Here is a 15,460-nt window from a genome sequence, read left to right as displayed (position 1 = left end):
AAAAAATGATGAATTATGGCAACAACGCCCTTCGCACTTGTTATCAAAACCTGCCGTGGTTAAATAGGCACACACCGGCAAGGGGAAGCAGCCGCCACCATGAAGAAACACGTTGTACTGATCGAAGACGAACCGGCCATCCGCGACAACTACCGCGCCGCATTCGAGCGCCGGGGCTATCGTGTGACTGCCCATGGCGACCGGTCTTCTGCCTGGCAGGTGCTGCGTCAGTCACTGCCGGACCTGGCCATCATCGATGTCGGCCTGGGCGACGAACCGGAGGGCGGCTTTGCCCTGTGTCAGGATCTGCGGTCACTGTCCCAGACCCTGCCGATCATCTTCCTGACCGCCCGTGACAGCGATATCGATTCCGTCCACGGCCTGCGCCTTGGGGCCGATGATTACGTCACCAAGGACATGAGCCTGGACCACCTGCTGGCCCGGGTTACCGCCCTGCTCAGGCGGGCCGACGCCTGGGCCGAAGCCCTGCAGAAACCGGACGAGGTGCTCGAGCGGGGCAAACTCTCCCTCAATGTGGATCGCATGACAGTGGCCTGGGATGAAACGCCCATCGACCTGACCGTCACTGAATTCTGGATGCTGCACTCGCTGGTTCAGCACCCCGGCCATGTCCGCAGCCGGGAACAATTGATGGAAGCCGCAAGCACGGTGCTGGATGACAATACGGTCACCTCCCACATCAAGCGTATCCGCCGCAAGTTCCAGCAGATTGACGCAACTTTTGACGGCATACAGACCGCCTACGGCATGGGCTACCGGTGGAACGCCCGTGAGGTCTGAGTCTTGAATCTCAAGCGCCAGCTGTTCGTTGCCAGCCTTCTGATGCTGCTGATCCCCTGGGCGGGCCTTCAGTTTGTTCTGGAGCTGGACGATGCCCTTCGCCAACAGGCCCGGCAGCAACTCCAGGCCCAGGCCGAAAGACTGGCCGCGACTGCCGGCGATCAGATCATCGGTACGCCGGTGGTCCGGCCCGGTGAGCCCGCCATCTACGTGGAACCTTTTGCCGGCAACCTGAACCTGGATGGTTACGCTGACGATTGGCCAGGATATGACGAGGCAAACCAGACCAGAAACTGGCAAAGGGTCACCAGCGGCAAAGCCGGGGAAACGGCTCTGCAATGGCAGGCCGCTACCGATAGACGGAACCTGTACCTGCTAATTCGCGTTAGCCATAGGCAACCCGTGTTCTTTAATCCCGGCAGCCCGGAACAGGCCCATGACCGGCTGAGGCTCTGGCTAGAGCCCTCAGGCGGCAACCTGGCCCAGGAATCCGGCCGGCAGTCCTGGTTACTGCGCACACCGGCTCCCGGCCAGCTCTATGGCCTTGAAGAGAAAGGCGGCCAGCCTGACTATCGCCTCTCCGGCTTTTTGCAGGGCGCCGGCGATGGCTGGCAGCTGGAACTGAAACTGCCCATGCCTGTCGACCGCAGCCGCCTGGGTTTTGCGGCCTTATGGGGCAGTGATCAGGTAACCGGCGTCTCCACGTCGGTTGATCCATTGCCGGTGCTGGTCAGTCGAAATCTCGCCCTGGAGCGACAGCTGGAACCACAACTTAACCCCGGCCAGCAGGCCCGACTGGTTGAACCGGCCGGATGGGTCATCGCGAGACAACAGGCTGACTCAGCCGTCACAGCGCCAGAGTTCGATAGTCTCAGCCCGGTGCAGGTGATCGAAAAGATCAGTCTCAATGCACTCAGAGGCCTGGTACGCCTCTACCAGCCAGAACCCACCTCAATCGAAACCGACACCAACCGTGTGGACGTTGAGGCGCTACCGGAAACGAGCCTGGTCCGTCATGAAGATGACAGCGTTTGGCTGCTGACCACCCGGGAGGTTTTCGGTGGCCGCACGCTGATTCTGGAGCAATCGCTGGATCAGCTTCTTACTCTCTCCGGCTCTGCCCTCGGCTCGGTCATTGCCCGCAGCACCCTCATCATTGTTGCTCTCACCCTGGTTCTGCTTGGCTATGCCAGCTGGCTCTCCTGGCGGATTACACGACTGCAGCGTGCTGTCAGCGCCAGTATTGATGAAGACGGCCGGATCACAGGCAGAGTGCCGGATGCCCGAAGCAAGGACGAACTGGGCCAGTTGCAGCGACACTTCAGCCTGATGGTGGATCGTCTCCACGGGTACAACCGCTACCTGGAAAGCTTCTCCCGGCGACTCTCTCACGAGCTTAAAACACCTGTCGCCGTAGTTCGTTCCTCGCTGGAAAACCTCAACCACAGCGATTCGGAGGAAGAGCGCAGGCAATACATCGAAAGGGCCGCTTCCGCCACCGAACGCCTCCGGCAGATACTCCATGGCATGAGCGAAGCGGCGCGCCTGGAACAGAGCCTGGACCATGCGGATAAAGAACAGTTCGATCTGGCGGAGGTGGCCGCAGAAGCAACCGCTGCGTATCAGGCCCTCGACAGCAGCCATCAGATCCGCTATTCGGGGCCGCAGGCAGGCTGCAAGATCACGGGTTCGCCAGAACTGATGGTGCAACTGCTCGACAAGCTGGTGGACAACGCCCGGGATTTCACACCACAGGATGGCCTGATTGAGGTGGGCCTGGAAACAACTTCGGAAGGGCTGTGTCTGTCGGTCTTCAACGAGGGTTCAACGCTGCCCGAAGACACAACAACTGACATCTTCAGCCCCTTCGTTTCAATGCGGGACGGCCAGGAACAGGGCCACCTGGGACAGGGGCTGCTCATTGTCAACCTGATTGCCGACTACCATGGTGCCCATGTGGAAGCCCGGAACCGCGCCCAAGGTGGCATTGACGGTGTGTGCTTCCGGGTTATGATCCCAGCTATCCACTCTTGACCACAGGACCACCCTGCCGTGAGCGCACGCCTGGAATCCCTCGACATTCACCCGCTTCGGAACGATCTCTACAACGAGCTGCACTCAAGGCCGTTCCAGGTGCTACCGACACCGGCGCGGGTTACCCAGATGGCGGTTCTGACAACACCTGAGCAACGGCAGGAACAATTCCGGCACCTGCAGGAACTTCATCGGCTGATGGGGCATCCGGTCCCGGAGAACGAGGTGGGCTGCTTTGAACATACCTTCGGTGCCCTGCGGGTACGTCGCGAGATGCACATGGAATTCGCGTCCTACACCTTTATCAACCTGGCTGCGGGTGAGGAAACACCCTTCAGCGAGACCGGCATTACACCGTTGCCCGAGGAGTGGCTGGAACAGCTGACCGGTACAGTGATTGCGGCATTCCACCTGGAAGTACGGCCCGCCGCTGACGGAACCGAAGGCGACCTGGACTATGTACGCAAGCACTTCGAAGGCATGCGACTGGTCGGGAGCAGTCCCCAGGAGGGTGCCGCCAGGGTATGGGGCACCTTCCGGCTACACAGTGACGGCTTTGGCCGGTTCATGGTGATGAACCACCACATGTCGGACAGCCAGCTGGGCCGTCTGACCCAGCGCCTGATGGAAATCGAAACCTACCGCCTGATGTCACTGCTGGCACTCCCCGTTGCCCGGGAAATCACGCCGTCCCTGAACGACATGGACGAGAAACTGGCCGTGATCACCCGGTCACTGGCGGAAAACGAGGATGTCGACGAAGAAAAACTGCTGGCCCAGCTGACCAACATTGCGGCCCGTATCGAGGCCTTCCGGGCCCACTCCACGTTCCGTTTCTCTGCCACCCGCGCCTATCACCGGCTGGTACTGACCCGCCTGGAGGAATTACGGGAAGACGAACTCTCCGGCCACCTGACCCTGACCGAATTCATGACCCGCCGGCTGACTCCGGCAGTGAAAACCTGCGAAGCGGTGAGCGAACGGCTGGAAGACCTTTCCCGACGGGTCGACCGGGCCTCGGACATGATGCGCACCCGGGTGGAACTGGCCATCCAGAGCCAGAACCAGCAATTGCTCAGTTCCATGGACCGGCGCTCCAAGATCCAGTTGATGATGCAGCATACGGTGGAAGGCTTCTCGGTGGTGGCCATCACCTATTACCTGATCGGCCTGCTCAAATTCGGGCTGGATTCGGTTTACGAAGCCGGTGTTGTCTTCAACAAGACCCTGGTTCTGGGCATCGCCATTCCGGTGGTAATGACCCTGGTGTTTCTCGGGGTTCGGGTGGTCCACCATCACTTCATCAAGATGGCAAAACGGCAGTAGCTACTTCAGCCTGCCGAGATCCTGCTCGCCGGCAAACTGCCGGTAAAACTGCTGGGCCGTGCGACCATTGCGTACGCCCTTGGCAGTGGCGAAGCGGATCGCCTCCCGATGCAGGCCTTCCCGGTCATCAAAGTCGGGGAACAGCGCGTCCACCGCCTGCAGGTACACAGCCTGCGAAAACGCATAGAACGAAAGCTGAAGACCGAACCGGTCCGCCAGGGACACCTGCTCTTCGATGGCTTCGGCCGGGTGCAGCTCACCGTCGCGCATTTCGCTCTTGAGGTTATCGGACATGAACTCCGGCATCAGATGACGGCGGTTGGAGGTGGCATACACCCTTACATTCTCCGGGGGCAGTTCCAGGGAACCTTCCAGTACACTTTTCAGGGCCTTGTAGCTGGACTCACCAACGTCAAACGACAGGTCGTCGCAGAAGATCACAAACCGGAACGGCAGCTCGCAGATGTCGTCAACGATTTCCGGCAAGTTGACCAGATCATCCTTGTCCACCTCGATCATCCGCAGCCCTCGCTCCTGGTAGCGGTTCAACAGCGCCTTGATCAGCGACGACTTGCCGGTGCCGCGTGAGCCCCAGAGCAACGCGTTGTTGGAGGGTTCACCGGCCAGAAACCGCTCGGTATTGCGGGCCAAAGCCTGCTGCTGTCGGTCGATGCCCTTCAGATCCTGCCATTGCACCGGATCGAGCCGGCGGATGGCGCGCAGCCCCGAGCGATGCCGACGCCAGACAGACGCCGGTGTGGATTGCCAGTCAAACGATGTTGTCGCGGACATAAACCTCTTTCCTATTCCGAACCGGGCCAGCCTGTGAAACACTGACACCGTAAAAACCTTGATAACAGGAGACTTTACCCCAAATGGCCGTAAAATCCGTCGCTTTGGTGGCACACGACAACAAGAAAAAGGAACTGGTGGACTGGGTTGCCGAGAACCGCACCCGATTCGCTCCACTGAAACTCTACGCCACCGGCACCACCGGCCGGCTGCTCCGGGATAACCTGGAGCGGGACGATATCCATTGCCTGCTAAGCGGTCCGCTAGGCGGCGACCAGCAAATCGGCGCCAAGATCGCCGAGGGCGAAATCGACCTGCTGGTGTTCTTCTGGGACCCCCTGGAACCTCAACCCCATGACCCGGACATCAAGGCCCTGCTGCGCATTGCCGCGCTCTGGAACATTCCCGTAGCCTGCAACCGCGCAACTGCCGAATTCATTCTTACCTCGGCGTACATGACAGACGACCAGCATCATCCGAAAAAGCCGGACTTCTCCGATTACACCGGCCGCCCAGTGAGCACCTGAGTAATGTTCAATCGAGTCGGTTAAGGCTACACTTAAGTCGAAGCTGTAAAGGATCGCCGGCTCGCCGATGAAGACTTCCGATACTCACAAAGAAACCCGATACCGGAGCGTGGCCGCGACAGTCCTCTGGGCCCTTTGCCTTTTGCTCGCATCCCCACTGGCGATGTCCGAACAGGCGGACGACACCGTGACTGTCGGCATCGTGGGCGACAACAAACCCTACTCGTTCGACGATGGCCCCGGCGCCTCCGGTTTTTCTGTTGATGTGCTTCGGGAAGTCGCCCGCAGGGCCGATCTGACCTTCCAGTTTCGCGCCGGCAGCTGGCCGGAAATCTACGATGCATTTTTGCGGGGCGAACTGGATGTTATCGACGGCATCTCGTTCAGTGCCGAGCGTGCAGAGAACATCCTGTTCACTGAGCCCTACCACCTTCGCCAGACCTATCTGATGCACAATACCCAGAGGCCACTGGGGGACATCAACACCCTTTCAGATCTCAAGGGACTTCGGGTAGGTATTGTGCGCGACGTGTACTACCGCGACGCACTGCAGGCAGAAGGTGTCTCCCTCACGAGCTACGATTCCGTTCACAGCCTCATTCGGGCCCTTGCTTTCGGCTGGGTTGATGTCGTTGTCGGCCCCAGGCTTACGCTCCAATACTATGCCAACAAGGCCGGATTCGGTTTTCTCGAAATTGCCGGCGCCGCGCCACTCGGCGATCTGGCGACCGAAGATTTCCGCATTGGCGTTTTAAAGTCCAACGAGGACCTGTATCGGAAGATCGCCTCTGGTTTGGAACAGGTCCCGAAAGAGCGAATCAGCCAACTACTTCAGCGTTGGCAGGACCTTGGAGGTAACAGCCTCGTAAGCGGAACCAGTTTTTCACTGTCGCCAGAACAGCGCCGGTTCATTGCTGAAACGGGCCCTGTTCGCGTTGGCCTGATGCGGGATTACGCACCCTACAGCTTCGAAAGCGGGACACGAATTCACGGCTTGACCGTTGATATCCTCAATCGGATATCGGACCTGACGGGATTACAGGTGATACCGGTTGAGGGGCAATGGGTAGAACTGTTGCCATTATTCCGGGATGGCGAGATCGATGTCCTGGCCAACATGTCTTTCAGACCGGAACGGGAGGCTTTCACTCGTTTCACCGAGCCCTATCACACCATCCCGAACGTCGCTTTTACCCGGGACCCAACCCTGAGAACCGAGACCCTGGCTGATCTCAAAAATCAGCGTGTTGCCCTCGGTTCCGGTATTTACTACGAAGAGCCTGTCAGAGAGGCCCTGGGCGAAAATGCCCGAATATTCACGACCCAGGAGGCCATGTTCCAGGCGCTATCCCGGGACGAGGTGGATGTTGTTCTGGCCGCCCTGCCCAATGGCAATTTCTGGATTCGCGAGTTGGGCATCCCGGGTGTCCGGATAGCCGGCGAGCTGGTACTGGACGAACAGACGGGAGAAGATCTGCGGTTCGGCGTGAGACCAGGGCTCGCGCCGCTCGCGGACATCCTTGACGATGCATTGGCAGCAATCACGCCGGAAGAAATGCACACCATCGAGAGCCGTTGGTTGGGGGCCAGTGTTGATGTGGAAGTCCAGGAAACTGGTGAGGTTTCTCTGAACGCCGTTGAGCTCGCCTGGCTCGGGACGCATGACAATCAACTCAGCTACTGTATTGATCCGGACTGGTTCCCGTTGGAAGGCCTGGACGAGGAAGGCAGGCATGCCGGATTATCCGCAGAGGTTGCGCGACTCTTCTCCAAACGATCGCCCGTGGACTTCGAACTGGTTGCCACAGAAAGCTGGACCGAATCCATTGCCTCGATCAAACAGGGTAAATGTCAGATTTTCACCATGGCGATGCAAACGCCGGAACGGTTGGAGTTCCTCAACTTTACAGAACCCTATCTCGAAGTGCCCACAGTGGTTCTTGGCCGGATTGAAGCCCCCTTTATAGAACGCGTGGGCGATCTTCGTGGCCAGAGAATCGGTGTTGTCGAGGACTACGCGTTCGCAGAGCTGCTCCAAAGCCGCTATCCCTCCTTGAACCTGGTCGAAGTTCCCAATGAGCAGGCTGGCCTGAGGCAACTGCAGAACAACGAACTGGACGGCTACATCACCACTCTGGCAACCGCCAGTTACTATATGCAGGAACTCGGCCTCGCTGATTTGAAGGTCATCGGGCGCATTCCAGCAGACTGGTCGCTGTCTATTGCAGTCAGGAAAGACGAGCCTGTTGTTCTGGGCATCATGCAGAAACTGGTATCCAGTCTTACCACCCAGGAACGCAAAGACCTCGAAAGGCAGTGGCGCAACATCCGCCTCAAAGAGCCTGTGGATTACACCCTGATCTGGCAACTGTCGATCGCCGCCATTGTGATCGCTTTCCTGCTGGTTTACTGGAATAGAAAGCTGAATCGCCTCAACCATGATCTGACCGAGGCCAACGAGACGCTCGCGAAACTCAGCGTTACCGACGACCTGACAAAGCTGGGCAACCGAAGCTACTTTGACCAGGAATTCCGAAAGAGCTTCCAGTGGTGCCAGCGCCACCATTCTGGCTTCGCAGTGGCCATGGTCGACGCCGACCACTTCAAAAGGATCAACGACAATTACGGCCATGAAGCAGGCGACATCTGCCTGCAAACACTGGCAGAGCTTATGCGCAAACATTTCCGGCGGGAAACCGACCGGCTCTCGCGCTTCGGTGGCGAAGAGTTCGTCATTTTCGCCAGCTATGAGGACAACAGCGAAATTCGCAACCGGCTGGAATCCTTCCGCAAACACGTCGAAAAAAGCTGCTCGGTATGCGGAGAACACGACGTTCACCTCACCATCAGCATTGGCCTTGCCACTGGCATACCGGGCCCCGACGACTCGCCAGCAGAGTTTCTCAGACAGGCAGACCAGGCGCTCTACCAGGCCAAGCAGAACGGTCGCAACCGGCTGGAAGCGCGTTCAGTGGGTTCCTGAGTGGTGCTAGACTGAATAAAAACAAAGTAACAAGGAGAACGCCATGGCTCGCATCTACGAGGACAATTCCCTGTCCATCGGCAACACCCCACTGGTCAGACTGAACCGCGTGAACGACGGCGCCACGATCTGGGCCAAGATTGAGGGCCGAAACCCGGCCTATTCCGTTAAATGCCGGATCGGCTCTGCCATGATCTGGGACGCCGAGAAGCGCGGCACCCTGAAGGCGGGCATGACCATTGTGGAACCCACCAGCGGCAATACCGGTATCGCCCTGGCCTACGTGGCAGCCGCCCGGGGCTACAAACTGATCCTGACCATGCCCGCCTCCATGAGCCTTGAGCGTCGCAAAGTCTTGAAGGCACTGGGAGCCGAACTGGTGCTGACCGAACCTGCCAAAGGCATGCCGGGTGCCATCGCCAAGGCCGAAGAGATCTTCTCGTCAGACCCGGATAACTATTTCCTGCCCCAGCAGTTCCAGAACCCGGCCAACCCCCGAATCCACGAGGACACCACCGGCCCGGAAATCTGGGAAGACACAGATGGTGAAATCGATATCTTCGTGGCGGGCGTGGGCACCGGTGGCACGCTGACCGGCGTTTCCCGCTACATCAAAGGCACCAAGGGCAAACAGATCGCCACCATTGCCGTCGAACCCACCGATTCACCAGTGATCACCCAGATGTTGAACGGCGAAGACATCAAACCGGCGCCCCACAAGATTCAGGGCATCGGTGCGGGCTTCGTGCCGAAGAATCTGGATCTGGAAATGGTCGATCAGGTGGAGACGGTCACCAACGAGGAGGCCATGGACATGGCCCATCGGCTGATGCAGGAAGAGGGCATTCTCTGCGGTATTTCCTGCGGAGCAGCCGTGGTGGCTGCAGTACGCATCAGCAAGCAGCCGGAGTACCAGGGCAAGAACATTGTGGTGGTGCTGCCGGATACCGCCGAGCGTTATCTTTCCACCGCGTTATTCGCCGGCCAGTTTGGCGAGCAGGAAAACGTTCAGTAAACGGGAAAAGGCGCAGCCTCGCGCTGCGCCCTGCACTGATCAGAACTGATATTTCAGGCCGACCCGACCGGTATCAAACTCCGGACCGCTGTTGGTTACCTGGCCGTTGAAGTCCTCTTTATCAATGTCGACGTTGTAGCGATTGTATTCCGCGAATGCCGTCAGCGCAGGCGTTACCCGGAAATCCACACCGGCGCCGACAAAGGGCGATACTTCATCGTAGGTTTCACTTTCGTTGAATGCATCAACATCGAACGCAGACGCAAACGCGCCGGCCTTACCATAGACGCCGAAGCTGTCGGTCAGAGGCAGACGGCCAACAGCACTCAGGCCAAAGCCTTTCAGCTTGCCTTCAACGTCGTCCTCGCCAAAGTTGCCGAAATCAATGTATTCGGCCTCCAGGGCAAAAAACGGATTGAACTGGTAGCCAACAGCGGCGCCAAGCAGATCGTTTTCGTCCTCGAACTCGCCGCCGTGTGATTTGTAGCCACCGTAGCTGCCGCTGACATACGGGCCTGACTGGTCCCTCTCCACGTTGCTCTGAGCTAATGCGACGGGCGCAGTAACAAACGAGGCTGTGAACAGTGCGGCGCTGGTAAAACGGATTGCGGAATTCATAGGGCGTTCCTCCTAATGAGTTCAAATATCCTTTCATTCCATGGAAATCGAAAGTTGCCTTTCAATTACCTGAACTCACCCTACTAGGAATTCCTGCCCTACCGGGTTAAACCCGGACTAAGATCCCGTAATCCGCAATTAACCTCGAAAAAAACAACAACTTTGACTTATTGAGGGGTATTAGAATCTGGCTTGGTTTCACTCTCGTTCTCGGGAGTCTTATATGCAACGACCCGGTCGGGGTCAGACGACTCGGCCCGTTTCATCAGCACCATGCCACCTTCCATCAGCAATGATTTGAGCCTGGGATCCTTCTGCTCTGCGATACCCACTGCGAACGCCATCAACGCGGCCTCCAGGGGATTGGCTTTGATCAGATTGCGAATGGCATCGATACCTAAACCTGATTGCGCCTCTACCCCTTTTTGCCGTTTTCTGGAGGAAACCGGCCGTGTCAGGCGGTAGAAGACAAGCGCAAGGAAGAGAATGCAATCAGAACTGGCTGAGCCATAACACCACATTGGTGACTTCTTTGCGGAATTTAGCCGCCACGAATATCAGGCGCTAGGAACTGCTCAGATTCGCGGAGTAGCCGCCGTACTTCAGCGCCTGCCAGACCACATAACGATCGGATGTCATCCAGCTTCTTTTCGATAATGACCAGGTTGCCGTCTTTGTCGAGAACAAGTGAATCTCGGCGTCCACGGGTATCTTCAAAACCGTCGAACTCTTTCTGGATAATCGGAAGCTCTTCGCCGAAGGCTTCGGGAGCGTTTTCGAGCCATTCCTGACAGTGATTTCGCTCTAAAATCTTGCATTCTGAGAAGTTACCGCCATTGGTGTTATGCGGTTGGCTTCTGAGTCAATTTTGTACATTTGTTACTTCTGAGCCAAAAAGTCCGCCAATAAACGCTGACACAACTTCTTCGGTGAAATCGCCGCACGTGTTGCCCGAATCCCTAGTCAGGTTGGCAATCAGATCCTTACTGAGCAGGCGTCGCAGGACTTTCATCGTTGATTTGTTGGCAATCTGTGCCGTTTCCTTGCCGAGCAACTGAGCGCCCGCAAGTCTCGTATCCCAGCCGTAGGCTTCGAGGATGCTTTCATGCTGTTCGAAAAGCCGGTCCATCTGGCCAGGAATATTTTCATAGTTGGATGCCAGATAAGCGATATCGGCCGCGTCTTTGCGTCTTGTTTGCGCATCTCTTTCGGACCAGGCCACCAGTTTCAGAAGGGCCAATCCCTGAGGACTGGCAACAGGCAACTCCAGCTCTGACTCTGACTCTGACTCTGACTCTGCTGCTATCATCAACCAGTCGGCGTTATTCAGGGCATCCTGAAAACCGACCACGCTCATTTGCACTTCGCCAGAAGGCGGCCATTGAATAACTGAATCGTCACTTTCAACAGCTCCAAAAGGAAGAATGTCGATGGGTGCGCCGTTCGGGCCGTGCAAACGATGAGGGAGATCGGTTTTGGTATAACCTTTGCCAATCAAACTATCGCGGATGCGTTCAAAATCAGCCCAATCCGGGACCTGAACGGCAAGATCGATATCCATTGTTGCCCGTTGAATGGGTGCTCCATAGGCGTGATGCATTACCAGATCACGGGCGGAGGCGCCGACAATGATGAATGGCACATCCTGATCCACGGCGACACACTTGATGGCTCCGTAGGTCTTCAATTGAGTCGGATTAATATTCTTGGAATCGATCTTTAATCTGGGCATAAAGCCGCTCCGCTGCTTCCAGGTTACGCGAGTCGCCGGTCATCAGGAGGTCAGCATAGACAAGAATATCTGGGGCAATCCCAGGAGTTTGGTTTACGTTGAGTGAATCAGCGAGCCAGAATTTCTCGTTGATCTGCAATGTCTCGGACGTATTGGGTGAATTGCCCGGGCTTTTACGAAGCCTATATTCCATCACCAAGCTTTTCAGCTTTTCTCGGGGCAGATAAATAGTCCCCTGGGCAGGCGACAGATAGTTGCCCAGCCGAGAGACGGCAACTTCCCCGCCCCAACACCCACCCAGAAGCTCCGGCCGGATTTTCTTCCACGGCATCGCAGAGGTTGCCTGAAATAGCCCCATGTCCAACTCGGGTAGCAGTTTTTCCGGGTAGGACTCGGCCCAGCGATCAAGCAGCCCCATAGGGTTCTCAAGTGACCTTGCGCCCTTCTTTCCATGTTCTCGAACATAGCCCTTGTCTTTCAGGTCATTCAGAACCCAGCCGATGGCTCCGAGGGAAACACCGCTGACTTCTGCCATTTTTCGATAAGTTTCACCGACCAGATGAGGGTCCATTAGAAAACTGAAAATCAGCTTTAAACCAGATGAATTAAAGGCTCGGGAGGTTTTCCTTGCTGATGCATGAACCGGCCTTTTGCGATTACCTTTTACGAAGATGAAGAATGTCTTTTCGTTCAGATAAGCATTGCCGGCGGCGTCAATGAACTGTGCGCCGGCTTCTCGAAGGCGGTCTGCCATATTCGGGTTTACGTAATCAGCGACCAGCAATGCGGGCGGCGGCATTCGCCGTAGCTGAGCGACAATAGTGCCTATATTCGCCTGCTGCGCCCAGCGCTTCAGCTCAACGCTGTACTGGATGCCCGTATCGCCCAGTGCAAGAATGAGGCCATCAGAGCAGGGCATCACTTCACTCTCGACAGTAGGGTGTAAGTCTAAACCTGTCTCTTGATGGAACGCGCGGATTGCCTGGCTTAGAAATGCGCGCTCGTTGATTGATGGTTTCATAGCCTCTCCAACATTATGTTCACAAAATAGCACTGTTCATTAATAATGAACAAGACTTTTAAGTGAACAAGAGCTCAGGAGCGCTATTGTCTGTCCTCCGGAGAAACAGGCCATAGATTCACATTCTCTCCGGGGGGCCAACTTGGCGCTGCGCCGTCCCTACCTCAATGCTTAGACAACCCCATACAATTGGCATAGAAGGTCGTTGTCGCCGGCCAATCCGAGAAAACCCCAATCACACCTACCTCACGGGCCAGAACATCGATCACGGTGAGCACGTCGCCGTCGTTGTTAATGGCATCGGTCACCGTCTGGTAATACCAGCCGCCGCCCTTTTCCAGCGGACCGCTGCGCTCAACGGTCCAGGCAATCAGGTCCAGGCCGGCTTCGCGCGCATTCTCCGCGTACCGGGACGGAACGATTTGCCTCTGGCTGTCCAGAGTCAGCAGCTTCCAGAGCGCCGGCGCCAGAATGTTCACACCCCTACTTTTAAGGTAAGCCATATAGGTTGCGGACGCGTTCACAAGGGTAGACTCAGATTGGTCGAGGAAGACTGCTTGCCGACCAAATTCCGGCATCTCGTCTACCCAGAAAAGAACGTCCTTCAAATTGAAGGACTGGGGCCAGACGTCTTCCGGCTGCACACCGGCATCGATGTAATCCTGGATCATTTGGCGGGCATAGTCTTGCTGGCTGTAATCCCCCTCAAAGGGCATAGCAACCACCGGTGATTTCAATTCCGGAGTGAACTTCGCGCCCAGAGCCCTGAACAACTCGATGCTCTCCTGATGAGTCATCAAGGTGCCCCGGCTGGAGTAGAGATCAGTGCGCCAGTCTGCGGTGCCAGCCAGGTATTCCTCCGGCGTGGTTGCCATTGGGTTGTGGGCATCCATCTTGCCCTCCAGTGACTTGAACTCGGCCAGAGTGATATCGCTGGTGCGACACTCGGCCTGTGCCGGCGTGCCCGTGGCAGGATCGGCGGGCACAAAAGGCTGGGTACACTTGGCGTTCAATGCAGGGACGGCAACGATATTGGTGGTGGTATGAAGGTCGTCCTGGGCATGTCGGCAAACCAGTTCCCGATCCCTGGTGAAGGCGACATCACATTCCAGAATACCCGCACCCATGCGCGCTGCCGCAATGTAGGATTCACGGGTATGTTCGGGAAACTGCAGGGGCGCGCCACGATGGCCGATGGAGAAATCCGTTTTCTCGACAGTGTCGGTATTGCAGGCTTGCAGGCGCTCTTTGAGCGGACTGTCGTCCATTGCACCAACCAGCCAGAAAGGCCGTGGTCCCAGATGGACCGAGGGCTCCGACTGTTCAGGCGCCAGCGCAATTGATTGCGGGGAGAGCTCTTCAACGGTCGCCGCTTGTACCAGGGAAAGTACCGAGCACAGCACCAGCCCCGAAAGGATCCGTAACATCATAACCTCCTCCTTGTGAGACCGATGATACCCTATCAACAGTCTCCCCAAGGAGGATTACGGCCAATTGACAGCCGATGCTGGATTATCTGGCAGGTTGCCCTCAGCTAGCCGCCGAAGCCTCATACTCGCGAATCATGGCAAACAACTGGTCCTTCAGATTCAGCCGCTTCTTTTTGAGGTTTTCCAGATACTCATCGGAGGTGTTTTCAGCGCCCGTTTCAACGCGATGAACGGCATGGTCCACTTCATGATATTCGTCAAACAGCTTGGCGAAGTGAGTGCTGTTGGTTTTCAAAAGATGAATGGCTTCTTTGGATTCCGGCAGTTCGTGAATCAGATCGTGTTTTTCGAGGGACATTCGCGCAGTCTCCATGACTGTGGGGGATGAGATGTATTTGACTCATTCCAGTGTATGGCTAGCTGCGCTTGCCAGTCTTGACCCCCGTCAAGCGCCAGTGAGCCTGTGCGCTCAATTACCGCGCAGGTTCATCATTCCGGATACGGAGAAAGCTGGCAAAGCGAGGCAGCCCCGTGGCTGTGAGGCCATAGTGCTTGAATGTGATCGTGGTTCCGGGTCTCGGAGGAGACGCTCGCTCGGAATCGCTGAACCCCGTACCAATCCGGAATCGCCTGCCATCGTCCAACTCCACCAGCAGTGACCCCATCAGCCCCTCGTATTTGCCCTTTCCCGGCAGATGATGAACAACCACCGCTTCGGCATCCTGATACTGTTTTACTTTCAGTAGATCATCGGAGCGCCCACTTCGGTAATGACTGGACCCCAGCTTCAACATCAAACCCTCTGCGCCGCCGTCGACGATCTTATCCAAACGCTGCATCAGTTTCTCATGGGTGCTCGCCCGTTGCTGATCGACAAGCGCCATGTAGGGTGATTCAACCTCTTGGATTAATACACGCAGCCGGGCCAAACGTTGGTCGAAGGTTGCCTCCTTATCCGGAAGATCAAACACCATGAACCGAATCCGCCGCCAATCGTTGTCATCGGGCACCACCTGACGCACCGCCCCTGACAATTCCGCAAAACGGCCCCGCCCCATCCTGTCAACAACAGTGAGTTTTGACCGATTTTTATCAGTTTAGATTGTCCGGTTTTCATCAGTTTTCAGTGACCGCTTTTTGAGTGTCCGGGTCGTCAGATTCCTCCTGTTGTTGAGTAGTAC

Annotated in this window: 13 protein-coding genes and 1 pseudogene; 6 read left to right on the top strand and 8 right to left on the bottom strand. The window is 56.8% G+C overall.

From position 1 onward, the window contains the following. Positions 1-99 precede the first annotated feature (99 nt). Genes pdsR through MDHKLMBL_RS10435 form a run of 3 tightly spaced genes read left to right on the top strand, consistent with a single transcriptional unit; the run spans position 100 to position 4,161 of the window. Positions 100-801 (top strand): proteobacterial dedicated sortase system response regulator, encoded by a 702-nt coding sequence (gene pdsR, locus MDHKLMBL_RS10445; protein ID WP_008175773.1) that lies wholly within the window; start codon positions 100-102, stop codon positions 799-801. Between the two features lie 3 nt (positions 802-804). Then, a complete protein-coding gene (locus MDHKLMBL_RS10440; protein WP_008175771.1) occupies positions 805-2,835 on the top strand; it encodes an ATP-binding protein in 2,031 nt (676 codons plus the stop codon). 18 nt (positions 2,836-2,853) lie between these two features. Next, positions 2,854-4,161, top strand: coding sequence for a DUF3422 family protein (locus MDHKLMBL_RS10435; RefSeq protein ID WP_092034291.1), 1,308 nt, complete (start codon positions 2,854-2,856; stop codon positions 4,159-4,161). On the opposite strand, the gene MDHKLMBL_RS10430 is transcribed toward MDHKLMBL_RS10435, so the two are convergent. Next, entirely contained in the window at positions 4,162-4,953 is a 792-nt protein-coding gene (locus MDHKLMBL_RS10430) for an ATP-binding protein (protein ID WP_104270761.1), read from the bottom strand. Between the two features lie 83 nt (positions 4,954-5,036). Between MDHKLMBL_RS10430 and MDHKLMBL_RS10425 the strand changes: the two genes are divergently transcribed. The 3 genes from MDHKLMBL_RS10425 (at position 5,037) to cysK (ending at position 9,478) form a co-directional block, all read left to right on the top strand. Then, on the top strand, positions 5,037-5,480 hold the full coding sequence (locus MDHKLMBL_RS10425) for a methylglyoxal synthase (RefSeq protein ID WP_008175765.1): 444 nt from the start codon (positions 5,037-5,039) through the stop codon (positions 5,478-5,480). A 67-nt stretch (positions 5,481-5,547) separates the two neighbouring features. Further along, complete coding sequence (locus MDHKLMBL_RS10420; protein WP_241956218.1) at positions 5,548-8,463, top strand: transporter substrate-binding domain-containing protein; 2,916 nt, start codon at positions 5,548-5,550, stop codon at positions 8,461-8,463. Between the two features lie 43 nt (positions 8,464-8,506). After that, a complete protein-coding gene (gene cysK / locus MDHKLMBL_RS10415) occupies positions 8,507-9,478 on the top strand; it encodes a cysteine synthase A (RefSeq protein WP_092034294.1) in 972 nt (323 codons plus the stop codon). 39 nt (positions 9,479-9,517) lie between these two features. On the opposite strand, the gene MDHKLMBL_RS10410 is transcribed toward cysK, so the two are convergent. From MDHKLMBL_RS10410 to MDHKLMBL_RS10375, 7 genes and pseudogenes are all read right to left on the bottom strand, one after another. Beyond that, a complete protein-coding gene (locus MDHKLMBL_RS10410) occupies positions 9,518-10,096 on the bottom strand; it encodes an outer membrane beta-barrel protein (RefSeq protein ID WP_014578628.1) in 579 nt (192 codons plus the stop codon). A 167-nt stretch (positions 10,097-10,263) separates the two neighbouring features. Further along, a complete protein-coding gene (locus MDHKLMBL_RS10405) occupies positions 10,264-10,617 on the bottom strand; it encodes a hypothetical protein (RefSeq protein WP_008175757.1) in 354 nt (117 codons plus the stop codon). Positions 10,618-10,958: 341 nt separating this feature from the next. Beyond that, positions 10,959-11,828 (bottom strand): nucleotidyl transferase AbiEii/AbiGii toxin family protein, encoded by an 870-nt coding sequence (locus MDHKLMBL_RS10395; RefSeq protein WP_104270760.1) that lies wholly within the window; start codon positions 11,826-11,828, stop codon positions 10,959-10,961. Then, positions 11,794-12,849, bottom strand: a complete 1,056-nt coding sequence (locus MDHKLMBL_RS10390) for a type IV toxin-antitoxin system AbiEi family antitoxin (protein WP_241956217.1) — start codon at positions 12,847-12,849, stop codon at positions 11,794-11,796. Before MDHKLMBL_RS10390 ends, MDHKLMBL_RS10395 begins: the two co-directional genes overlap by 35 nt. Positions 12,850-13,013: 164 nt before the next feature. After that, positions 13,014-14,279, bottom strand: coding sequence for a glycerophosphodiester phosphodiesterase family protein (locus MDHKLMBL_RS10385; RefSeq protein WP_008175750.1), 1,266 nt, complete (start codon positions 14,277-14,279; stop codon positions 13,014-13,016). 100 nt (positions 14,280-14,379) lie between these two features. Then, positions 14,380-14,637, bottom strand: coding sequence for an HP1242/YdcH family protein (locus MDHKLMBL_RS10380; protein WP_008175748.1), 258 nt, complete (start codon positions 14,635-14,637; stop codon positions 14,380-14,382). 115 nt (positions 14,638-14,752) lie between these two features. Continuing rightward, positions 14,753-15,337 (bottom strand): annotated as a pseudogene (locus MDHKLMBL_RS10375) (DNA ligase); the annotation flags it as partial. Positions 15,338-15,460: the final 123 nt, after the last annotated feature.

The organism is Marinobacter flavimaris, assembly GCF_002933295.1.
Lineage (GTDB): Bacteria > Pseudomonadota > Gammaproteobacteria > Pseudomonadales > Oleiphilaceae > Marinobacter > Marinobacter flavimaris.
This window is presented reverse-complemented; position numbering and strand designations above follow the sequence as displayed.